This window comes from Candidatus Pantoea bituminis, assembly GCF_018842675.1.
GTDB lineage: Bacteria > Pseudomonadota > Gammaproteobacteria > Enterobacterales > Enterobacteriaceae > Pantoea > Pantoea phytostimulans.
On sequence record NZ_JAGTWO010000004.1, the window covers coordinates 1,183,907 to 1,206,596 of the forward strand.

Genomic DNA, 22,690 nt, shown 5'->3' on the forward strand with positions numbered 1-22,690 from the left:
CTTCATTATGCTGCTTTATTTCATCGCTTTTCTTGACCGCGTAAATATTGGCTTTGCTGCGTTAACCATGAATCAGGATTTAGGTTTTTCGCCAACGGTATTTGGTTTGGGCGCAGGTATCTTTTTTCTGGGTTATTTTTTGTTTGAAGTACCGTCCAATCTTATTTTGCATAAAGTCGGGGCACGTATTTGGATTGCCCGCGTGATGATCACATGGGGATTGGTTTCGGCCTGCATGGCTTTTGTGCAAGGCACGACCAGTTTTTATATCTTGCGCTTTTTACTGGGCGTGGCCGAAGCTGGATTTTTCCCGGCATCATTCTTTACCTTAGTTTCTGGTTTCCGGCAGCGCGCCGTGCGCAGGTCACGGCCATTTTTATGGCGGCAGCTCCCCTCTCAACGGCCTTGGGTTCCCCGCTTTCGGCGGCGCTGTTGGAAATGCACGGCTTGCTGGGTTATGCCGGCTGGCAGTGGATGTTCATGTTGGAAGCCGTTCCTGCGGTGATCTTTGGCGTTGTGGTGCTGTTTTTTCTGACCGATCGTCCGGCGAAAGCCAAATGGTTGACTGACGAAGAGCGCGCATGGTTGCAGAACACTATGCAGGCTGAAGAGCAGGCGAGGGCAGTAAAACAGGGCCACAGCAGCGTTTGGCGCGGCCTGGCCGATCGTCGTGTATTCGCGCTGGCGCTGGTCTATTTCGGCACTTCAGCCGGGCTTTACACGCTGGGCATTTGGTCGCCTCAGATCATTCACTCCTTCGGCGCGTCGTCGATGAACATTGGTTTTCTCAATGCGTTTCCAGCGGTGATCGGCGTAATCGCGATGATCCTCTGGGCGCGTCACTCCGATCGTACCGGTGAACGCAGTTGGCACGTGATAGGGGCCTGTTTGCTGGCTGCGGCGGGGCTAATCTACGCCGGTAATGTCAGTTCGCTGCTGGCAGTGATCCTGGCCTTAACGCTGGTCACGGTAGGGATCAGTTGCTCAAAACCGCCGCTGTGGAGCATGCCAACGCTGTTTCTTTCAGGCCCGGCTGCGGCGGCAGGCATCGCCACTATTAATTCCATCGGCAATCTGGGCGGCTTCGTAGGACCGATGATGATTGGCGTTATTCGCCAGCAAACTGGCGCCTACACGTGGGGGCTCTATTTCGTCGCCGGTCTGCTGGCGCTCTCTGCTGTGATCGTTTTCCTGCTGTCTGCCAATAGCAAAACTCCGCAGGCGGCTGAGCTGGCTCATCCTAAAACTCCTCATGCTAAAACCCATTAATTGATTCTGGAGAATCCTATGCGTACTTATTCTATTGCTGCTATTCCTGCTGACGGTATCGGCCCTGAAGTGATCTCTGCGGGCGTTGAGGTGCTGCGCGCTCTGGAGCGTCAAAACAGCGGTTTGAAATTTGCCGTTGAAACCTTTGATTGGGGTTCGGATTACTATAAACAGCACGGCGTGATGATGCCGGAACAGGGGCTGCAAACGCTGAAGAAATTTGACGCCATTTACTTTGGTGCGGTGGGCGCACCAGACGTTCCCGATCACATCACGTTATGGGGCCTGCGTTTGCCGATTTGCCAGGGCTTTGATCAATATGCCAACGTGCGCCCAACCAAAATTCTGCCGGGGATTACGCCACCGCTGCGTCATTGCGGACCTGGCGATCTCGACTGGGTGATTGTGCGTGAAAACTCGGAAGGGGAATATTCGGGTAACGGTGGTCGGACACATAAAGGCTTGCCGGAGGAAGTGGGAACAGAAGTCGCGATTTTTACCCGCGTTGGCGTTACCCGTATTATGCGGTATGCCTTTAAACTGGCTCAGTCGCGTCCGCGCAAGTTGCTGACGGTCGTCACCAAATCGAATGCGCAGCGACACGGCATGGTGATGTGGGATGAAATTGCGGCTGAAGTGGCGCTGGAATTTCCTGACGTGAAGTGGGACAAAATGCTGGTGGATGCGATGACGCACCGCATGACGCTACATCCGCAAAGCCTGGATACCATTGTCGCGACCAATCTGCACGCCGACATTCTCTCTGACCTGGCCGGTGCGCTGGCGGGCAGCCTTGGCGTCGCGCCAACAGCGAACATCGATCCTGAACGACGTTTTCCTTCTATGTTTGAACCGATTCACGGCTCAGCTTTTGATATCACCGGCAAAGGCGTGGCGAATCCGGTTGCCAGTTTCTGGACTGCGGTGCAGATGCTCCAGCATCTCGGTGAACATGATGCGGCAGCGCTGGTTATGGAAGCGATCGAAAATGTGTGTGCAAAAGGGATATTGACGCCAGATGTGGGCGGCACGGCGAAAACAGCGGATGTGACGCGGGCGGTAGTGGCATTTATTGAATCGAAGGTGCAGGTAGCAGAAATCGCGTAAGCGTTAACCGAACCCGGCAAGATTGCAGGCAAAATAAAAGGGCCGGTTTCTCAACCGGCCCCTCTACTTTCAACCCATTCGGCGATTAAGCGCGAACGAAGTCGATGTGGTGCAGTTTTGGCTTGAACGGGTGACGCTGAACAGCCTGCACTTTAACTTTAACTTCTTTACCATCAACAACCAGAGTGATGACTTCGTCGTAGAAGCCAGGCTTGGTCTGCTGGTTCATTACGGAATCGTGATCCAGGTCGATAGCAACAGCGGCTTCATTACCACCATAAATGATAGCTGGGAAGCGGTTCGCTGTACGCAGGCGGCGGCTCGCACCCTTACCCTGCTCTTTACGTTCTACTGCATTGATAGTGAACATTGATATTTCTCTTTATGATTCCTGCTACAGGCGACCCAGCAACAGGAGGGTTATTCAAAATCGCTGATGCACATGCAAAAGCGGGCGGCATTATAGCCCTTATGCCAAAGGCGGGCAAATGATTATCCCAGTTCATTTGCGCGGCGAAAGCGGCCTTGATAATCAAACACCTTCTCACGAATCTGCCAAAAACGACCTTTGGCGCGCGCCACCACGAAGTCGGGATGACGCAGCAGCGGTTGTAAAGCCAATACATCCGCAGCGGTTTGCCAACCCAACGGCACGCCGGGCGCACGTTGATGCGGGCGCATAAACAGCTGCTCAAACGCTTTACGTTGCGCAGGGCTTTGCAGCCGAAAACGTTCGCTAACGCTGGTGCCGTCTTCATCAAAATAGGTGGCTTTCAGCCATTCGCCTTTGTCATCGCGGCCTTGTTCCAGTGTCATGCCGCCGCAGCGCAATACCAAGGCATCCTTGAGCTTCAGCGCCGCTTTTAACATGTCGTCAGGGTCGACCAGAATTTTGTCGCACTGATGGCAGCGACGTGCGGCAATGTCATTTTCCGCTCCGCAGTCAGGACAACTTTTAAAGCGAAACCGATAATCGCACTGTTCACGTTCGCCCTCATCATCTTCCAGCACGCCCTGACAACGGCGACCAAAGTGTTCAATGATCATGCCATCAGCGGTGGTTTTACCCCAAAACGTATTGGCAAAACCGCAGGCCGGACAGAAAACCTGCACCGGCTGATTATCGCTTGCCCCTTTGGGCGCGCCCACTTCTGGCGTAAACAGATCGTGGGGATTGCCAGCGTAGTCCAGAATCAAACAGTCGGTTTTGCCCGGCGACAGGCGCAAGCCGCGCCCGACGATCTGCTGATATAGACTCACCGATTCGGTCGGGCGCAGAATGGCAATCAAATCGACATGCGGTGCATCAAAACCGGTGGTCAATACTGCGACGTTCACCAGAAACTTCAGCTGCTGCGCTTTAAACGCCAGGATTAGCGCATCACGCTCTTTAGCCGGTGTTTCTGCCGACACTAAGGCGCTGTTATCGGGCAGCAAACGCAAGATCTCACGTGCGTGCTCAACGGTTGAGGCGAAAATCATCACGCCAAGGCGATCTTCAGCAAATTCGACGATCTGACGAATAATATGCGGGGTCACACGCTGTTGCTGTTTCAATTCGCGATTCAGATCGGCCTCGCTGAATAACCCATTGGCTTGTGCAGTCAGGCGGCTAAAGTCGTATTGCACCACCGGCATATCGAGTCGCTCTGGCGGCACTAAAAACTGGTGCTTGATCATGTAACGCAGCGGTAATTCGTAGATGCAGTCACGAAACAGCGCTTTTTCATCGCCGCGTACCATGCCGTGATAGTGGAAATGATAAATCCAGCCTTTGCCAAGACGGAAGGGCGTGGCGGTCAAGCCGAGCAGGCGCAGCTGGGGATTGTGTTGGCGCAGATGCGTGAAAATTTGCTGATATTGGCTGCCGCTGTCATCACCAATGCGATGACACTCATCGACAATGACCAACGAGAAGGCGCTGTCGAACTGAGCAAGGTTACGTGCCACCGATTGCACGCTGCCAAACACCACTTTGCGCTGACTCTCTTTGCGTTGCAGGCCCGCCGCGAAGATATCGGCTTCCAGGCCGTACGCCTGATATTTGGCATGGTTCTGCGCCACCAGCTCTTTAACGTGGGCCAGAACTAACACCCGGCCACGCGCCAGCCGCGCCAGTTCCGCAATCACCAGACTTTTTCCCGCGCCGGTAGGTAACACAATCACCGCGGGTTGATTATGACGACGGAAATACGCCACGGTGGCATTAACCGCATCCTGTTGATAAGGGCGTAAGGTAAAAGACATGCTCATCACTTTTATAAAAACAGCCGTAATTATGCCATGAAAGCGCAGCAAACGCTCTGTCAGGCAGCGTCGGTTCAGGCTATACTTCCCGCACAATTTCAACGGTTAAAAACACCGTTTCAGTTTCCCTCCGCAGTAACAGGCAAAACGAATTCATGCGACTCGATAAATTCATCTCTCAGCAACTGGAAGTCAGCCGTGCCATCGCTGCACGTGAAATCCGTAATCATAAAGTGACCGTCAACGGTGAAGTGGTGCGTGACACCGCGTTCAAACTGCTGCCCGATCACGCGGTAGAGTTCGACGGCAATGTGCTGCAGATGCAGACTGGCCCGCGCTATTTCATGCTGAATAAACCGCAAGGCTACGTCTGCGCCAACGACGATCCCGATCATCCAACCATTCTCTATTTCATTGAAGAACCGATGTCGTTCAAGCTGCATGCAGCTGGCCGCCTGGACATTGATACCACCGGTTTAGTGTTATTGACGGATGATGGACAATGGTCACACCGTATCACTTCACCGCGTCACCATTGTGATAAGACTTACCGCGTAACGCTGGAGGCACCGATCAGCGATGAGACGGAAGCGCAGTTCACGGCGGGCGTACAGCTGCATGGTGAAAAGAATCTGACGCAACCTGCACAGTTAGAAATTATTACTCCCACTGAAGTGCTGCTAACCATCAGTGAAGGACGTTATCACCAGGTCAAACGCATGTTTGCCGCAGTCGGCAATCGTGTAGTGGGATTACATCGTGAGCGGATTGGCGAGATAGCGCTGGGCGAGGATTTAGCGCCGGGTGAATACCGTCCACTGACCGAAGAAGAGATTGCCAGCGTCGGCTTGCCCGATGAACTAAAACAAAAATAGCGGGAGTTTTTGTGCGCAAGGAAAAAATTCACCGGTGGGATTAGTGGTTATCCTCGGTTTATTGGCAATGTTAATGCCGTTATCGATTGATATGTATCTGCCTGCAATGCCGCAGATCGCCCGTGAATTTGCGGTGTCGGCGGGTAGCGTGCAAATGACGCTGAATCTGTACATTCTCGGCTTTGCCATTGGGCAGCTGGTGTACGGGCCGCTGGCCGACAGTTTTGGCCGCAAGCCGGTGATCACCTTGGGCACCTTGATTTTTTCCTGCGCTGCGGCAGCCTGTGCGCTGTCGCAATCTATCGATCAGCTGATTGCCATGCGCTTTCTCCATGGTTTATCTGCCGCCGCCGCCAGTGTGGTGATTAACGCCTTGATGCGTGACAGTTACTCGAAAGAGGACTTTTCGCGCATGATGTCGTTTGTCATGTTGATCACCACCATCGCACCGCTAGTGGCTCCGATTGTTGGCGGTTGGTTGCTGCTGATTTGGAACTGGCACGCCATTTTCTGGGCACTTTCTTTCGCCGGTGTGATTACCGCCGTCCTGGTGGCCACCCAGATACGTGAAACGTTAAAACCGGAACAGCGGCAGCGCTTTAACCTGCGCACCACGCTCGGCAATTTTGTCACGTTGTTTCGCCATAAACGCGCGTTCAGTTATATGTTGTCGAGCGGCTTCTCATTTGCCGGCTTGTTTACTTTTCTTAATGCCGGGCCTTTTGTTTATATCGAGCTTAACCACGTCTCGCCGCAAAACTTTGGTTACTATTTTGGCCTCAACGTGATTTTCCTGTTTGTGATGACGCTGATTAACAGCCGCGCCGTGCGCCGTTTCGGTCCAGTCGCGATGTTTCGTTTAGGGCTGTTGATTCAGTTCTGCATGGGTGTTTGGCTGCTGGTCGCCAGCGCGTTGAATCTGGGATTTTTACCGCTGGTTTTCGGCATAGCGATGTTTATTGGTTGTGTATCGATGGTCTCATCAAACGCCATGGCGGTGATTTTGGATGAGTTTCCGCACATGGCTGGCACGGCATCTTCGCTGGCGGGAACGCTGCGTTTTGGCGTGGGTGCGTTAGTGGGTGCATTGCTTTCACTGGTGAGCTTTACCAGCGCCTGGCCCATGGTCGGCACCATTGCATTGTGTTCTACGATTTCTATTCTGCTGTTTCTCTACGCTTCCCGCCCACGCGCTGCTGCCTGATCCAGGCACAGCCGTTTCGTTCTGCACCAAACCCTTTCGTCATCACACCCAGAATCGGGTGTGATGTTTCTTTTATGTGAAAAAATATAACCAAAAAAGTAATAGCATTGCGTCTAAAATGATTGTTAAGTGCTGCTGAACGCGGTACATATAGCCTAAATTGCGAGATCACTCGCAAAAAATAAAATTTCCGACATGCAGTGTTTTGAAACGAGAAGACAAGCCTTGACGTCCGTATTCTGTTTTGACCGGGAAAAGGGATTCACTGCGCTACTCGCTATTCGTCGTGAATTGAGAGTCGATCTCTGGGGGACATAACTAATTATGCTGCAACTTTCGATTGTGCATCGCCTGCCACAGCGTTTTCGCTGGGTTAGCGATCATCACAGTGCCATCGAAGCTGATGATGGGGTGACAGATGAACAGGATATTATTGCGCTACGCCTAATCAGCCACGATGGGCATCCTGCCTGGGAAATTTTGCATCAGCTAAAAGAGATACTGGCCGCAATTCAGGTCGATGGCAAAGTCGCTGAGTGCGAAGGGCAACCTTGTTTATTCATCCAACGCAGCGACGAAAGCGCCACCAACTGTTGCTTAAAAAATCAGGGTGTTGCGATTGCTGAGACCTTTCACGGGCGCTAATTTACAGGTAAAGCTAACCGGCACTCAGCTGTGCAGAAGCCAGCAGCTCACGCGTGTAGGCTTCACCCGGCGCAGCAAACAGTTTTTCGCATTCTCCCTGTTCAATCACCTCGCCCTGGCGCAGCACAATCAGCTGATGGCAGAGCGTGCGCACCACATCTAAATCATGACTAATAAACAGATAACTCAACTGACGTTGCTGCTGCAAACGACGCAGCAGCGTCAGGATCTGCTTTTGCACGGAGCGATCGAGTGAGGATGTGGGTTCATCCAGCACCATCAGATCCGGTTCTAACACCAGCGCACGCGCAATGGCAATGCGTTGCCGCTGCCCACCGGAAAACTCAACCGGATAACGATGGCGGCTTTCGGCCTCCAAACCAACTTCTTCCATTACTGCGATAACCTGCGATTCCTGCTGTACAGCGCTGAGATCAGGATGATGCACCGCTAATCCTTCAGCGATAATTTGCTGCACCGACATGCGGGGATTGAGTGAAGAGTTGGGATCCTGAAACACCACCTGAATGCGCCGACGCAGCGGCAACAGCTGCTTGCGCGGCATATGATGCAGCGGGTGTCCATCGAACCAAATTTCGCCTTGTGCCTGAATCAGCCGCAACAGCGCCAGCCCGGTAGTGCTTTTCCCGGAACCCGATTCGCCAACCAACCCCAGACTTTCACCCCGTTTCAGGCTAAAGCTGAGGTTATGTAATGCCACCTTTTCACCGACCTGACGCTTGAGTAATCCGCGGCGCAGCGGGAAAGCCACGCGCAGATTTTCCACTTTCAAAATCACGGGCGCGTCGCTGGCAAGGGGCAGGGCACGGCCTTCCGGTTCGGCGGCCAACAGCTGTTGTGTGTAGGGATGTTGGGGCTGATTAAGCAGCGTTTGGCAGCCATTGTGCTCAACCACACTGCCGTGACGCATCACGCTGACGTTGTCTGCCAGTTGACGCACAATGTGCAGGTTATGGGTAATGAACAACATGCCCATGTTGAGTTCGCGCTGTAATTCACGCAGTAAATTAAGGATTTGCGCCTGCACCGTCACATCCAGCGCTGTGGTGGGCTCATCGGCAATCAACAGTTTTGGCTGGGTGAGTAAAGCCATGGCAATCATGACGCGCTGGCGCTCACCGCCGGAAAGCTGATGCGGAAAATCATTAAGCCGCGAAGCGGGCTGACGGATGCCAACGCGATCGAGACAGGTGATAATTTCTGCTCGTGCTGCTTCCCGCCGCATGCCGCGATGCAGCGAAAGCACTTCATACAGCTGTTTTTCAACGTGGTGCAAAGGGTTAAGCGACACCATCGGTTCCTGAAAAATCATCGCTATTTGATTACCGCGAATACCGCGCAGCACACGTTCCTCGGCATGCAGCAGATCGTTTCCTTCGAACAAAATCTCTCCGCTGGGATAGGCAACCGATGAGGTGTGCAGCAGGCGCATCACCGACAACGCGGTCACGCTTTTACCCGAACCCGATTCCCCCACCAGCGCCAGCGTTTCACCGGCGTGGATTTGCAGTGAAACATCATTGACCACCGGACGAAGCGTTTCGCCCCGGCGGAATGCCACAGACAGATGATTAATAGCAAGCAGCGGCGAAGTCATTTAGATTCCTTTGCTGGGATCAAAGGCGTCGCGCACCGCTTCGCCGATAAAAATCAGTAGCGACAACAAGATCGCCAGCGAGAAAAAGCCCGACAAGCCAAGCCATGGCGCTTGCAGGTTATTTTTACCTTGCAGCAAAAGCTCACCCAGCGAGGGTGAACCGATTGGCAGCCCAAAACCCAGAAAGTCGAGTGAAGTCAGGGTGGTAATTGATCCGCAAAGAATAAACGGCAGGAAAGTCAGCGTAGCCACCATCGCATTGGGCAGAATGTGGCGCAGCATAATGCGTCCATCGCTAACGCCCAGCGCTTGCGCCGCGCGGATATAATCGAAATTACGCGTTCGCAAGAATTCGGCCCGCACCACGCTGACCAGGCTCATCCAACCAAAAATCACCGTCACCAAAAGCAGCCACCAGAAGCCAGGCTGGATCACGCTGGAAAGCAAAATCAGCAGGAACAGCGACGGCATGCCAGACCAGACTTCAATCAGGCGCTGCCCAACCAGATCGATTTTGCCACCAAAGTAGCCTTGTATTGCGCCAATCACGATGCCGATCACGCTGGAGAACAGCGTCAGCATCAAGCCAAAAAGTAACGAAATTCGCGTGCCGTATAATAAGCGTGCCAGCACATCGCCACCGTTGGCGTCGGTGCCAAGCCAGTTTTGCCCGGATGGCGGAGAAGGAAACGGAACCTGGCTGGAATAATTAATGGTGCTGTCGTTAAAACGTATCGGCGCCCATATTGCCCAACCTTGCTGCGCAATGCGCTGCTGTAGCCAGGGATCCTGATAATCGGCGGCGGTGGCCAGCTCCCCACCATAATCGGTTTCGCTGTAGTTGAAAAACAGCGGCGCATACCAGCGATGCTGGTAGTGAACGACCAAAGGTTTGTCATTGGCGATCAGCTCGGCGCAGAGTGAAAGCAAAAAAGGATGAGAAAAACCCACAGTGACCAATAGCCACGCCGGTTATCACGAAAGCGCTGCCAGCGCTGCTGATTGATAGGAGATAATGTCATCAGCGGCCCTCGAAATCGATACGCGGATCGACCAATGTGTAGGTTAAATCACTGAGAATATTCATCAGCAAGCCAATCAAAGTAAAGATGTATAGCGTGCCAAACATCACCGGATAATCGCGTTGAATGGTGGCATCGTAACCCAGTAAACCCAGCCCGTTCAGCGAGAACATCACTTCAATCAATACCGAGCTGGTGAAGAACATACTGATAAAGGTGGCGGGGAAACTGGCGATCACCAGCAGCATCGCATTACGAAAAACGTGATGGTAAAGAATGCGCCGTTCCGGCACGCCTTTGGCGCGCGCCGTGACCACATATTGCTTGCGAATCTCATCAAGAAAGGCGTTTTTGGTCAGCATGGTTAAGGTCGCAAACCCACCGATAACCGTCGCCAATACCGGCAAGCTGATGTGCCAAAGGTAATCCAGCACTTTGCTGTACCACGGTAAGCTATCAAACTGCGGCGAGGTTAATCCACGCAACGGAAACCAGTCGAGATAACTGCCGCCAGCGAATAACACAATCAACATGATGCCAAACAGAAAAGCGGGAATGGAGTAGCCGATGATGATAAAGGTGCTGCTCCAGATATCAAAGGCGCTGCCGTTGCGTACTGCTTTTTTGATGCCCAACGGAATGGAAACCAGATAGATAATCAACGTGCTCCATAATCCCAGGCTAATGGAGACCGGTAAACTCTCTTTGATCAGATGCAGCACCGATGCGCTGCGAAATAGGCTGTCGCCAAAGTCGAAGCGGACATAGTTCCACAGCATCTCGACGTAGCGCTGCCATAAGGGCTTATCGAAGCCGTAACGCTGTTTGATCTCAGCAATCACTTCCGGGTCAAGCCCGCGTGCTCCACGGTATTGATTGTCGCCAGGATTAACATGATTGAGGCTGGCGCGTGCGCCGCTGTTATCTGCGCCGCCGCCTGGTAATCCGGTGGTTTGTCCAAACTGAATATTTGCCAGCGCCTGATCAACAGGACCGCCGGGCGCTATCTGCACAATAAAAAAATTGAGGGTGATAATTGCCCACAATGTTGGAATGATCAGTAAAAACCTGCGTAGGAAATAGGCCGCCAACTGCGTTCTCCTTAGCGTTGATCAGCCGGTAAACGTGCGGCTTTGTTCACGTCATACCACCACGTATCGAGCCCGTTGCTGTAAGCGGGTTTGATGGCAGGATGAGAATATTTATCCCAGTAGGCTAGCCGCTGTTCAGCATTGAACCACATCGGAATCATATAGGCATTCCACAATAAAATGCGATCTAACGCTTGGCCCAGCGGTAACAACGCTTTGGCATCGCCCTGATGCGCCATAATCGTTTTCACGAAGTGATCAACAATGGGATCTTTTACGCGTGCGGTATTCCACGATGAGGCGATGTATTCCGATTGCCAGCTGGTTTGCAGGCTGGAGGAGGGCGTTGGCATGGCTAAATAGGCGGTAGAAATCATATCGTAGTCGCCTTCACGCCAGCGACGCAGATATTGCGAGTTGTCGATCTGACGCAGCGTCAAGCTGATCCCTAAGCGGGACAAGCTGTGCTGAAACGGCAACGCCCACTCATTGTTGGTGCCGCCGCGCAGCAGCAACTCAACCGTAAAGGGTTGGCCCGTTTTATCGTTTATCAGGCGCTGGTTTTTAATGCTCCAGCCCGCCTCTTTCAATAGCTTCAGCGCTTTCAACAAATTACCACGATCGTAACCACTGCCATCGGAATGGGGCGGGGCATATTTTTGTGTAAACAACTCAGGCGGCAATTGCGCTTTATAAGGCGCCAACAGCGCCAGTTGGTCGGCATCGGGGAGACCGCTGGCAGCATATTCCGTATTCTGGAAATAGCTGCTGGCACGCTGATAAGCGCCATAAAACAGTGCTTTGTTCATCCATTCAAAATCAAACGCTAAGCCCAGCGCCTGTCGCACCCGGCGATCGCTAAACAGCGGCTTTTCATTGTTGAAGGCCAGCCAGCGCGTGTCGGTTGAGGCAGTATTTGGCGTGGTCTCTTTGACGATATGGTGATTACTGAAGTTGCGCCCGCGATATTGCGTAGCCCACTTTTTGGCTGATGACTCTTCGCGCAGATCAAACGCACCGGCTTTAAATGCCTCGAAGGCCACGTTATCGTCGAGATAATAGTCGTAACGTATCTGATCAAAGTTAAAGCGTCCGCGATTCACCGGCAGATTGGCTGCCCAGTAATTTTTTACCCGGCTGTATTCAATAAATTGGCCCAATTTCCACTTACTGACACGGTAAGGGCCGCTCGATAACGGCGGGCGACTCAGCGGTTCGTTAAACTTTTTATCTTGCCAAAATTTTTGTGAAATCACGGGCAATGTCATCAGGCCAAGCAATAAATCTCTGTCTGGTTTTGGCAGGTCAATGCGCACCGTCAAAGGATTGAGCGCCTTCACGTTAACGCCTCTGTAAACCACACGAAATTGCGGCACGCCTTCGCTCATGAACTTTCCAAAAGTGAAAGCCACATCATTGGCAGTGATGGGCGTACCATCCTGGAATTGCGCGCGTGGATTGAGGGTGATTTCCATCCAGCTAAAATCGCTGGGATAGCGAGCGGATTCAGCAATCAGCGGATAATAGCTGCCGGGTTCATCATCAGAGTTGGTGAACAAGCGATCATAAAGTGTGTCGGTATTGACGCCGGGATTGCCACGCGAGGCGAAGCGATTGAAGTTATCGTAAGTTCCTACCACCGCCATGGTGATTTTACCGCCTTTGGGCGCAGCGGAATTGACGTAATCGTAATGCGTGAAATTAACGGCATACTTTGGCTCACCGAGATCGGCGATGGCATAACTTTCCTGAATCGTTGCCGCGTATAGCGGGGCAATAAAAGTGCAAAGCAGCAAGGTTAAAAAGCGAAGCAGTATAAGCATGGCGCTCTCTTGTCGGTGATAGCAACAAAGCGTAGCAGTATCCTAATCCCAACGGCAGGTCAGGCGCTGTGAAGCTCAAAGTAGTCGATTAACGGTTCAGGCCGCAAGGGTCTGCTGAAGATGTAGCCTTGCAGATGGGTAACGCCGCGATTGATCAGCCAGGCGGCCTGATCGCCGGTTTCTACCCCTTCTGCGACCGTTTTCATCTTCAGCTGCTTTGCCAACTGCAACACGGTGTCCAAAACAGGCGATGTCACGGTTTCCGTCCCGATGCTTTGCACAAAACCGCGATCAATTTTCAAATAATCGAAGGCATATCTTTCCAGATAGATCAGCGCGCTGTGGCCGGTGCCGAAATCATCTATGGCGATTTTGATGCCCTGACGATGCAGCCAACTAAACAGTTCACCGGCGCTTTTATCACGCACAATGGTGCGCTCAGTAATTTCAAATACGTAGCTGAAATGATCGACCGGCATGGCTTTCATCCAGCACAGAACGTCATCGCGAAATGTCTCGGAAGCCAGATGCAGCGGAGAAATATTCAGTCCCATAATGGTGCCGGCGGGAACGTGGCGGCTCAGCAGATGTGCATCACGTGCAACGAGCTGGAACAGGTGACGTGTCAGCGGAATGATCAGATTTTGCGTTTCAGCATAATTAATAAACACATCAGGCGGAATGGCGCCCTCGGTAGGATGCGTCCAGCGGAGCAACGCTTCTGCGCCATAAGGCTGACCGTTATAGGAAGTGATCAGTGGCTGATATTCCACATGGAACTCACCCCGTTTAATCCCTTGCAGAATCTCTTTTCCCGGCTGTTTACACAGCGAAAACAGCAACCAGCAGACGCCGCCCACCAGCAGCGAAAGCAGCGTTCCACTCAGAAAGATGATCTGGTAATCGCTGCGTGACAAGGTTGAGCCATACAAAACAAATTGCAGCGGAAAACCGGATAACTGAAGCTGCATCAGCGAAGGCGGCAAATCATCATTTTTAGTGACTACCTGCTGCCAACTGGTGATGGCACTGTTTTGTGCTTCCAGCGCCATGCCTGAAATCTCAGGATGATACGAAGCCAGCAGCTGATACGGTTCCAAACTTAAATTGAGCGTGGCAAACACGCCTGACTGCGTGCTGCCGGGATTTTTCAGCCAGATAGCCACAGCCGGTTTGGACGGTTGCAATGGTGTGCCGCTTAATAACTGCAAATCAGTGTCGCGCGCGGGATCGGTCTGTGCAGAGATAATATTCAGCGGCAGAAAAAAGCTGCCGGTGGCAGATGAGCAAAAGGCATTGCCGTCTTTGACCAGCAAGATAGCGCGAAGATTACCGGCAAAAGCTGCGCGCGATGTTAACTCACGATTAATCGCGTGGCAGTTAGCATGACTAAAAGGCAGAAGGGGATTGAGGGTGTTATCGATCAAGGTCGTCAACGAATGTTGCAGTGCATCTCGGCTATTCACTAATAACTGGTGGTGCTGCTTTTCGCGATGATGCCAGGTCAAATTTAATAATATTGAGGTAAATAAAACAAAGAAGACAACGCCGATAATCGCGCTACTCCAGGCGATACGACGAGGAAAAGTGGCATGGCGCATCAGCGCCGCTGACAGTGGCATGAGGTGCTTCCTCTGATTCTGTTTTTATTATTTAACTGCACACAGCTGCTCTGATGTAAGCGAATGAGAATATAACGAGATGACGGACAAAGTCTTGTTATTCTTCTGATAAACAATCACTTTTTTTACATTTACAGGGAGGATTTAGCATTTAAAGACGAAAAAAACGCTGCAAAGCAGCGTTAGATTTTCTCTGGCTGAGAAGGTGTTCGAAGCGAGGCGTTAAGTAGGGTTACGACTTAATACTCGACGGCCTTCGCGGTAGCGCTTCTTCCAGTAATTATCGTTCAGATTTGAGATCATCACACCACTGCTGGTGGAAGCATGAACGAAATTGTCGTTACCGAGATAGATACCCACATGACGACCCGTAGAACCTGCGCGGAACAGGACAAGATCGCCTGGACGCAACTTGGTGCGAGAAATCTCTCTGCCGGTATCTTGCTGCTCTGAAGTTGAGCGCGGTAAATCTAAGCCAAACTGTTCGCGGAAGGTGCGCTGAACAAAGGCGGAGCAATCAATACCCCGTTTGGTATCACCACCAAGACGGTAACGCACACCTTTCCAGACGGCATATTGATCCATGATGCGCGTCTTAACATCGACGTTGCGCACCATTTCTTCAAATTCATCCTGAGACGCTTGAAGTAAAAAACCATTCTGGTTGTTAACTTCATGATTCTCGTTATTCGCGTTATGTCCATCATACGTACTACTACAAGCTGAGAGCAGAGTTGCCAGCGCCATTGCGGGCACGATCCGCCAAATATATCTCAGAATTGGTTGAGACTTGACCATTATTCGGGTTTTCCTTCGATGTCCTTACGACAAGATTGTCGCTAGCCAGATGACAAAACGGAATGAGATTAATAAGCGAATCAGCCTAAGACAATTCCTTAATTACTAAATTGTGTTAATGACCACAATTTCACAGTAAAAAAAGGCCGAATTTTCTGCTGCTGTTGCCTCACTGCGACTGAGGTTAACCGATTACAGAGGCCGTGGCGAGTGCTTTTAATCAAATTCTTATAGGTTTTTTTGATATGAATCAATCTGTAACAGAGTGCCTACTTTATCAGCAATTATCAGGAAATAATGGAGGGAACAGCGCGTTAAACTGGCGCTAATTCGCGGTCTAGCTGGGATTTTAAGAGTTTTTACGCTGGACAGGGGAATTGACAGAAGATTTAGCCACTAAAAAGGACATAACTTTTTTGTTTTACTCTTTTTTGGTTAGCTTGCTAATAATATATTTAAGTTTTTAATAAGCGCGGGCGGTACAAATAATTGCCGTTTATCGCCCGCGCTAATCAATTACACCTGTGGCTTATATTTGCCCGGTAGTTTTCGATAAAACCAATTCACTACTGCATCACTGGCCGGCGTTAATAACCACCAGCTCAGCCCGACCAATACCACCGAAAGTGAGCCCACCGCCACATCGGTAAACCAATGTGCACCGGCCATCACGCGTGGCAATGAAAATATAATCACGATAGCTGCGGCGATGAGAAAGGCGCGCGAACCAAAATAACGCCACATGAAGCAGGCAAAGATAATGAGCATCATGCCGTGGTCGCCAGGGAAACTATTTTTCGATGCATCTTTAGCTGGAATGCCCGTCAACTCACTGACGCGATGTACATTGTCAAAAAACAGCGTTGGGCTGGCATGTTGCACCGGTATTAAATGACCAAGCTGATTCAGGATAACCGCTGTGAGTAGCATGGTGATGCCAATTGCCAATAGCTTGCGGCGACCTTGCGGTGTCTCGCGACGCCAGAACGACAGATAGAGCAATCCCATCGCCAGTAACGACACAAGATCAAAGCCACGAAAATTGGTGATTGCCACCAGTAAGGCAAATCCAGGATGCGCAACCATCTGATCGTTAAAAGTAAAAAATATCGTTTTATCCACGCCGAACCAAAAACCATGTTCAGGCGGTAAATACCACGACAAAAACAACACAACACCCAGTGCGTTAAGCAAAAGGATCGTAACAAGACGAGTAGCGTGCATAGTCCAACTCATGATTTAAAAAATAACCGCAGAACCTAACCTGGTTAGCGTAAACGACACTTCAACAATGCGGATTGTAGTTCATTCCAGTTAGATGACTGTGAATGGATCATTTCCACCCGGCTATCAACAGGCGCGGAAGCATACGTTTCGATATGCAGATCTTCGCCTTGCCGGTTAATGCTCACCGTACCATCGGCAATTCGCAGCACACCTTTAACCCGATCAATCGGCGCTAAACGTGCCCATTCCAGCAGCGGAATGGTATCGAAAACCGTTTCGCTATCAAAAATCCAGCCGCAGGCAGCGTAGCCTTGGCCTTCATTAAGGGCGCGACGCCAGCGTGACTGGCCCTCCAGGCGCAGCGCAGCGATACCGCTGGCGGGAGCCGGGGCGTGATGGTGATGTTCTGGTTGAGGAATAGGGCGAGGTGAACCGCGAGGCGTGTCTAATAATGTGAGGGGTATTTGACCGAATTGCGTCGTCACAAACGGGCGACCTTGAAGAAATTGTTCCTGCCAGCGTTGCAATGCCAGGCGATCGCTCTCATGCCAACGGTCGCTTTTGTTTCCCACAATAATATCGGCAGCCACCAGCTGATCGCGAAAATTCTCGTTTGCAACCACTCGCGCATCCCCAAGTTGACGCGCATCAAGCAGGGTAATTGTGGCGTTAAGTTGCAGCCAGGGTTGATAAACCTCTGCGCTCAGCATGGATAACAGCTGGCGAGGATGGCCTAAACCGGTGGGTTCTATCAGTAAGCGATCCGGCTTGTTCTGCTTTAATAACATGTTGAGGCCAACCTGCATTGGCAAGCCGTTTACGCAACACATGCAGCCGCCAGGAATCTCCTTCAGCGTCGCACCACGATTAGCTAACAGCGCGCCATCAATGCCAATCTCACCGAATTCATTAACCAGCACCGCCCAATTTTCATTTTCAGGTTTATTGGCCAGCAAATGCAGCAAAGTGGTGGTTTTGCCGCTGCCTAAAAAGCCGGTAAGGAGGTTAACGCGTGTCATGCTAAAAGCTCCGATAACAAAATCGCCAGGCTAAAGATGTTATCTTATAACATTGTCACCTGGCGAGAATCGTGGCGTGATTTAGTCAGCACGCCCCATGTAACGGCGTTCAGCGATATGAATGCGGATACGGTCGCCATTGCTGAGGTATTCCGGCACCTGAATCGCCAGACCGGTGCTCATTCCTGCCGGTTTGGTGCGTGCACTGGCAGAGGCTCCTTTAATGCCCGGCGATGTATCAACAATTTCCATGTCAACGGTTTGTGGCAACTCTAATGCCAGCAACTGACCCTCCATTGTCAGCACATGAATGCCAGGAATGCCGCCTTCTGGAATAAACAGCAGCTCCTCTTCGATTTGCTCTTTTTTAAAGGTATAAGGCGTGTAATCTTCGTCATCCATAAAGACATACTCATCGCCGTCTATATAAGAGAAGGTCACGCTACGGCGGCTAAGTGAAATCGCTTCAATCAGATCGTCACCTTTAAAGCGCTCTTCCACTTTCATTCCGGTACGAACATCGGTGAAACGCATTTTATACAGCGTGGCCGCACCGCGCGCGCTTGGGCTTTGAACATCAATATCTTTAACCAGCAGCAGCTTTCCATTATGGGTCACCGCCATCCCTTTTTTGATTTCATTGGCTTTTGGCATTGCAGTTCTCGCTTTCTCTGAGATTGAATTGCGCGACACGTTACTCGCGCCGGTGAAAACAGGCAATATGCCGCGCAGGTATTTTTATGGACGCTGAGAGAAGGATGGCAAAAAGCGAACTGGGCTGCTATTGTCGCGGCGAAATTCTCTGCTGGAGTGCATCATGCAATGCCGTAGTCAGTGCGGTGCCTGTTGTACGGCGCCCTCCATCTCTTCACCTATTCCCGGCATGCCCAATGGCAAACCCGCGAACACGCCCTGTGTTCAGCTTGATGACGATTTGCGCTGCAAGCTTTTTGGTTCGCCTTTACGCCCAGCAGTGTGCGCGGGTTTACAGCCCGATCGCGAAATGTGCGGCAATTCGCGCCACGAAGCGATGCTTTATCTGGTGCAACTGGAAACCGACACCGCGCCCTAATTTGCTGAAGTTTGCTGATTCTTCAAAGATTAAACGCGTTGCGTTTACAGCAGGGCGTCAGCTACACCCTCAATAAAATCCTCATTAGACTGTGAAATGTGCGTGGCTTCAAAAATATGCTACGCCGTTTGCGCATTTTCTTGCCTGCTTGAATGCGCTGTACCAGAATCCTTGAAACGTTTCAGCGTTGTCTGCGAAACCATCTTCGTAGTGGGCAGCGTCTATTTTTGCCATCAAGCTGAAACGATTCAATTTCAGCAAGCGAGGAGAATTATGTTCCAGCTCGAATTGCAGGCTATCCACACCGGGGCCAGCGCGCAAAACAAAGAAGACGCTATTCGTCAGGTTGCTGCGGCGCTGACCGCTGCCGGAAACGTCGCAGAGGGCTACGTTAACGGCATGCTGGCGCGTGAACAGCAAACCTCTACTTTTCTCGGTAATGGCATCGCCATACCACACGGCACCACCGACACGCGTGACTTAGTGTTAAAAACGGGCGTGCAGGTATTTCAGTTTCCGCAGGGTATCGCCTGGGGCGAAGATCAAACCGCCTATGTCGCTATTGGTATCGCTGCGAAGTCTGACGAACACCTGGCGCTGCTGCGTCAACTCACCCATGTATTAAGCGATGACAGCATTGCCGATCAGCTAAAAACCGCCTCGGCTGAAGAGTTGCGTGCGCTGTTAATGGGGAGAAACAAGCTGCTGAATTCAGTTTTGACACCTCATTAATCAGCATCGATGTGGCAGCAAAAGATTTAATCACGTTGCAGGCGCTTAACGCCGGACGTTTACAGGCTGCGGGTGTGGTGGATGCGAGCTACGTTGCCAACGTAATTTCTGCTGCGCCGTTAAGCCTTGGTCAAGGCATCTGGCTGAGCGACAGCGCCAGCGGTAATGTGCGCAGCGGTGTAGCAGTAAGCCGTGCGGCAACGCCGTTTGACCATCAGGGCGAGCAGGTTGCCATGCTGGTGAGTGTGGCAGCCACTGACGATCGTCCGCTGGAGGTGCTGGGCTATCTCAGCACGCTGCTGCTGAACAACAAAGCCGATCGTTTAATCAAAGCAGATGCCGCTGGCGTTTACGCGTTGCTGACCAGTGAAGTCGATGAGCAGGCAGAAGTCTTAACCGCCGAATTTACTATCCGTAACGAACATGGTCTGCACGCGCGTCCGGGCACCGCGCTGGTTAGCGTGATCAAACAATTTAATAGCGACATTACCGTGACTAACCTTGATGGCAGCGGTAAGCCAGCTAATGGCCGTAGTCTGATGAAGGTTGTGGCACTTGGCGTGAAAAAGGCCACCGCCTGCGCTTTACTGCCAGCGGCGAAGATGCACAACAAGCGCTAACCGCCATTGAAGAAGCGATCACCAGCGGTTTAGGCGAGGGGGCAGCATGAGCAGACGCGTAGCAACCATTACGCTAAATCCCGCTTACGATTTAGTCGGCTATACACCAGAGATCGAACGCGGTGAAGTCAACCTGGTAAAAACCACCGGTTTGCACGCGGCGGGTAAAGGCATCAACGTCGCGAAAGTACTGAAAGATCTCGGCATTGATGTGACCGTCGGTGGCTTTCTGGGTAAAGAAAATCAGGATGGTTTCCAGCAGTTATTCAGCGAGTTGGGCATCGCTAACCGCTTTCAGGTCGTGCCAGGCCGAACGCGCATCAACGTGAAACTCACTGAGCAAACCGGTGATGTAACTGACCTGAACTTTTCAGGATTTAACGTGACTTCACAGGACTGGGATCGCTTCACCAGCGACTCGCTAACCTGGCTCGGTCAGTTTGATATGGTCTGCGTTAGCGGCAGCCTGCCAGAAGGCGTTGATCCCGCAGCGTTTACCCAATGGATGAGTGACTTACGTACCCTTTGTCCGTGCATCATTTTCGACAGCAGCCGTGAAGCGCTGGTAGCAGGCTTGAAAGCGGCGCCATGGTTGGTCAAACCAAACCGTCGCGAGCTGGAAATTTGGGCGGGTCGCAAACTGCCTACGCTGCAGGATGTGATTGGTGCTGCACACGAACTGCGCGAGCAGGGCATTGCGCATGTCGTCATTTCTCTGGGGGCTGAAGGTGCACTGTGGGTCAATGCTTCAGGTGAATGGCTGGCTAAACCGCCAGTGTGTGACGTTGTCAGCACGGTAGGCGCAGGCGATTCCATGGTCGGCGGCTTGATTTATGGTTTGCTGATGCGTGAATCCAGTGAACACACACTGCGTCTTGCGACAGCTGTGGCGGCAATGGCCGTCAGCCAGAGTAACGTAGGCATAACCGATCGTACTCAGTTGGCCGCAATGATGGCGCGCGTCGACTTAAAACCCGTTAACTAACAGCAGGAGAGCGATAATGAAAACGCTGCTGATAAAAGATCCTTCACTGGGTCTGGCTTCCGCTTACATGGCAAAACAGCGCCTTACCGCCGCGGCGGCGCAGGCGGGTCTGACAATCACTGAAAACCCGGCAGAGGCTGAACTGGCGATCGTCATCGGTCATGAAATTCCGAATGACGCGGCGCTGAACGGCAAATCTGTCTGGCTGGGCGATGTGCAGCAAGCTGTACGTGAGCCAGAACAATTCCTTAGCCGGGCAAAAGCCGAAGCCAAAAGTTGGCAGGCGACAGCGGAAGTGGCGGCACCTGCTACCACTGCGCAGGCTGGCGGTCAAAAACGTATCGTAGCGGTAACCGCTTGTCCGACGGGCGTCGCGCATACCTTTATGGCAGCCGAAGCAATCCAGTCTGAAGCCACTAAACGCGGCTGGTGGGTAAAAGTTGAAACCCGCGGTTCAGTGGGTGCGGGCAACGCCATCACGCCAGAAGAAGTGGCCGCAGCCGATCTGGTGATCGTCGCCGCTGATATTGAAGTCGATCTGGCGAAATTTGCCGGTAAGCCGATGTACCGCACATCAACCGGTTTAGCGTTAAAGAAAACGGCACAAGAGCTGGATAAAGCAGAAGTCGAAGCGAAACCGTATAAACCTTCTGGTGCGCAGGGTAGTAACAGTCAGGAAGACAAAAAGAGGGTGGCGCAGGCGCGTATCGTCACCTGTTAACCGGCGTTTCCTACATGCTGCCGATGGTGGTCGCGGGCGGTTTGAGCATTGCGCTCTCTTTCGCCTTTGGTATCACCGCGTTTAAAGAGCAGGGCACGCTGGCGGCGGCCTTGATGCAGATTGGCGGCGGTAGCGCCTTCGCCTTAATGGTGCCGGTGTTGGCAGGTTTCATCGCCTTCTCTATCGCTGACCGTCCGGGTCTGACGCCAGGCTTGATTGGCGGCATGCTGGCGACCAGCATCAACGCCGGTTTCCTTGGCGGAATCATCGCGGGCTTTATTGCCGGTTATGCTGCCAAACTGATCAGCAGCAAAGTCAAGCTGCCACAAAGTATGGAAGCGTTGAAACCAATATTGATCATCCCGCTGTTTGCGAGCTTGATTACCGGCCTGCTGATGATCTATGTGGTCGGTAAACCGGTTGCTGGTATTATGAGCGGCTTGACAACCTGGTTAGCAAATATGGGCACTGCGAATGCGGTCCTGTTGGGCGCGATCCTTGGCGGCATGATGTGTACCGATATGGGCGGCCCGGTGAACAAAGTGGCGTATGCCTTTGGTGTGGGTTTGTTGAGTTCACAAACCTATGCGCCAATGGCCGCCATTATGGCAGCCGGTATGGTTCCACCGCTGGCGATGGGTTTAGCCACGCTGGTTGCACGACGCAAGTTCAACAAAGGTCAGCAGGAAGGCGGCAAAGCGGCGCTGGTTCTTGGATTGTGCTTTATCTCTGAAGGTGCGATCCCGTTTGCGGCACGTGATCCCATGCGCGTCCTGCCATGCTGCATTGTCGGCGGCGCGGTGACCGGTGCTATCTCCATGGCAATTGGCGCCAAACTGATGGCACCGCACGGTGGCCTGTTCGTGCTGTTGATTCCTGGCGCGATTACCCCGGTGTTGGGTTATCTGCTGGCGATTGTGATTGGTACGGCAATCGCGGGCCTGAGTTATGCAGTATTGAAACGTTCAGAAGAAGAGTTGGTGAAAGCCTAAT

Annotated in this window: 15 protein-coding genes and 5 pseudogenes; 9 read left to right on the forward strand and 11 right to left on the reverse strand. The window is 52.1% G+C overall.

Annotated elements, in window-relative coordinates; translation table 11 throughout:
• Positions 1-7: 7 nt before the first annotated feature.
• Together KQP84_RS09240 and KQP84_RS09245 are read left to right on the forward strand one after the other, a co-directional pair.
• A pseudogene (locus tag KQP84_RS09240) lies at positions 8-1,269 on the forward strand (MFS transporter).
• An 18-nt stretch (positions 1,270-1,287) separates the two neighbouring features.
• Positions 1,288-2,376, forward strand: coding sequence for a tartrate dehydrogenase (locus KQP84_RS09245; RefSeq protein ID WP_215846166.1), 1,089 nt, complete (start codon positions 1,288-1,290; stop codon positions 2,374-2,376).
• An 85-nt stretch (positions 2,377-2,461) separates the two neighbouring features.
• Here KQP84_RS09245 and rplY read toward each other — a convergent pair whose 3' ends face one another.
• Together rplY and radD are read right to left on the reverse strand one after the other, a co-directional pair.
• A complete protein-coding gene (gene rplY, locus KQP84_RS09250) occupies positions 2,462-2,746 on the reverse strand; it encodes a 50S ribosomal protein L25 (protein ID WP_215846167.1) in 285 nt (94 codons plus the stop codon).
• A gap of 122 nt (positions 2,747-2,868) precedes the next feature.
• On the reverse strand, positions 2,869-4,623 hold the full coding sequence (gene radD, locus KQP84_RS09255; RefSeq protein ID WP_215846168.1) for a DNA repair helicase RadD: 1,755 nt from the start codon (positions 4,621-4,623) through the stop codon (positions 2,869-2,871).
• A gap of 155 nt (positions 4,624-4,778) precedes the next feature.
• Between radD and rsuA the strand changes: the two genes are divergently transcribed.
• The 3 genes and pseudogenes from rsuA to KQP84_RS09270 all read left to right on the forward strand — a co-directional run bounded on the left by rsuA (position 4,779) and on the right by KQP84_RS09270 (position 7,347).
• Positions 4,779-5,498 carry a 16S rRNA pseudouridine(516) synthase RsuA gene (gene rsuA, locus KQP84_RS09260; protein ID WP_215846169.1) on the forward strand — a complete coding sequence of 240 codons (720 nt, stop codon included), beginning with the start codon at positions 4,779-4,781 and terminating at the stop codon, positions 5,496-5,498.
• A gap of 22 nt (positions 5,499-5,520) precedes the next feature.
• Positions 5,521-6,702, forward strand: a pseudogene (locus KQP84_RS09265) (Bcr/CflA family multidrug efflux MFS transporter); the annotation flags it as partial.
• 324 nt (positions 6,703-7,026) lie between these two features.
• The gene (locus KQP84_RS09270) at positions 7,027-7,347 is read left to right on the forward strand and encodes a YejG family protein (RefSeq protein ID WP_215846171.1); all 321 of its coding nucleotides are present in this window, start codon (positions 7,027-7,029) and stop codon (positions 7,345-7,347) included.
• A 13-nt stretch (positions 7,348-7,360) separates the two neighbouring features.
• Here the strand turns inward: KQP84_RS09270 and yejF are convergent, their stop codons facing one another.
• The 9 genes and pseudogenes from yejF to yeiP all read right to left on the reverse strand — a co-directional run bounded on the left by yejF (position 7,361) and on the right by yeiP (position 18,221).
• Positions 7,361-8,965 (reverse strand): microcin C ABC transporter ATP-binding protein YejF, encoded by a 1,605-nt coding sequence (yejF, locus tag KQP84_RS09275; RefSeq protein ID WP_215846172.1) that lies wholly within the window; start codon positions 8,963-8,965, stop codon positions 7,361-7,363.
• A pseudogene (locus KQP84_RS09280) lies at positions 8,966-9,987 on the reverse strand (ABC transporter permease). It abuts the gene before it with no gap.
• Positions 9,987-11,078, reverse strand: coding sequence for a microcin C ABC transporter permease YejB (locus KQP84_RS09285; protein WP_215846173.1), 1,092 nt, complete (start codon positions 11,076-11,078; stop codon positions 9,987-9,989). The pseudogene KQP84_RS09280 and the gene KQP84_RS09285 overlap by 1 nt, the downstream one beginning before the upstream one ends.
• Before the next feature lie 11 nt (positions 11,079-11,089).
• Entirely contained in the window at positions 11,090-12,895 is a 1,806-nt protein-coding gene (locus tag KQP84_RS09290; protein WP_215848238.1) for an extracellular solute-binding protein, read from the reverse strand.
• Between the two features lie 65 nt (positions 12,896-12,960).
• Positions 12,961-14,523 carry a cyclic di-3',5'-guanosine monophosphate phosphodiesterase PdeN gene (gene pdeN / locus KQP84_RS09295; protein WP_215846175.1) on the reverse strand — a complete coding sequence of 521 codons (1,563 nt, stop codon included), beginning with the start codon at positions 14,521-14,523 and terminating at the stop codon, positions 12,961-12,963.
• A 222-nt stretch (positions 14,524-14,745) separates the two neighbouring features.
• The gene (gene mepS, locus KQP84_RS09300; RefSeq protein WP_215846177.1) at positions 14,746-15,321 is read right to left on the reverse strand and encodes a bifunctional murein DD-endopeptidase/murein LD-carboxypeptidase; all 576 of its coding nucleotides are present in this window, start codon (positions 15,319-15,321) and stop codon (positions 14,746-14,748) included.
• A gap of 516 nt (positions 15,322-15,837) precedes the next feature.
• Entirely contained in the window at positions 15,838-16,545 is a 708-nt protein-coding gene (locus KQP84_RS09305) for a phosphatase PAP2 family protein (RefSeq protein ID WP_215846179.1), read from the reverse strand.
• Positions 16,546-16,589: 44 nt separating this feature from the next.
• Complete coding sequence (locus KQP84_RS09310) at positions 16,590-17,567, reverse strand: CobW family GTP-binding protein (RefSeq protein ID WP_215846180.1); 978 nt, start codon at positions 17,565-17,567, stop codon at positions 16,590-16,592.
• 81 nt (positions 17,568-17,648) lie between these two features.
• Complete coding sequence (yeiP, locus tag KQP84_RS09315; protein WP_215846182.1) at positions 17,649-18,221, reverse strand: elongation factor P-like protein YeiP; 573 nt, start codon at positions 18,219-18,221, stop codon at positions 17,649-17,651.
• Between the two features lie 163 nt (positions 18,222-18,384).
• Here yeiP and KQP84_RS09320 point away from each other — a divergent pair, with 163 nt between their 5' ends.
• The 4 genes and pseudogenes from KQP84_RS09320 to fruA all read left to right on the forward strand — a co-directional run bounded on the left by KQP84_RS09320 (position 18,385) and on the right by fruA (position 22,689).
• Positions 18,385-18,639, forward strand: coding sequence for a YkgJ family cysteine cluster protein (locus KQP84_RS09320; protein ID WP_215846183.1), 255 nt, complete (start codon positions 18,385-18,387; stop codon positions 18,637-18,639).
• Between the two features lie 273 nt (positions 18,640-18,912).
• A pseudogene (fruB, locus tag KQP84_RS09325) lies at positions 18,913-20,041 on the forward strand (fused PTS fructose transporter subunit IIA/HPr protein).
• Positions 20,038-20,976 carry a 1-phosphofructokinase gene (gene fruK / locus KQP84_RS09330; RefSeq protein ID WP_215846185.1) on the forward strand — a complete coding sequence of 313 codons (939 nt, stop codon included), beginning with the start codon at positions 20,038-20,040 and terminating at the stop codon, positions 20,974-20,976. Before fruB ends, fruK begins: the two are co-directional and overlap by 4 nt.
• Positions 20,977-20,992: 16 nt before the next feature.
• Positions 20,993-22,689 (forward strand): annotated as a pseudogene (gene fruA, locus KQP84_RS09335) (PTS fructose transporter subunit IIBC).
• The last annotated feature ends 1 nt before the right edge of the window (position 22,690 follow it).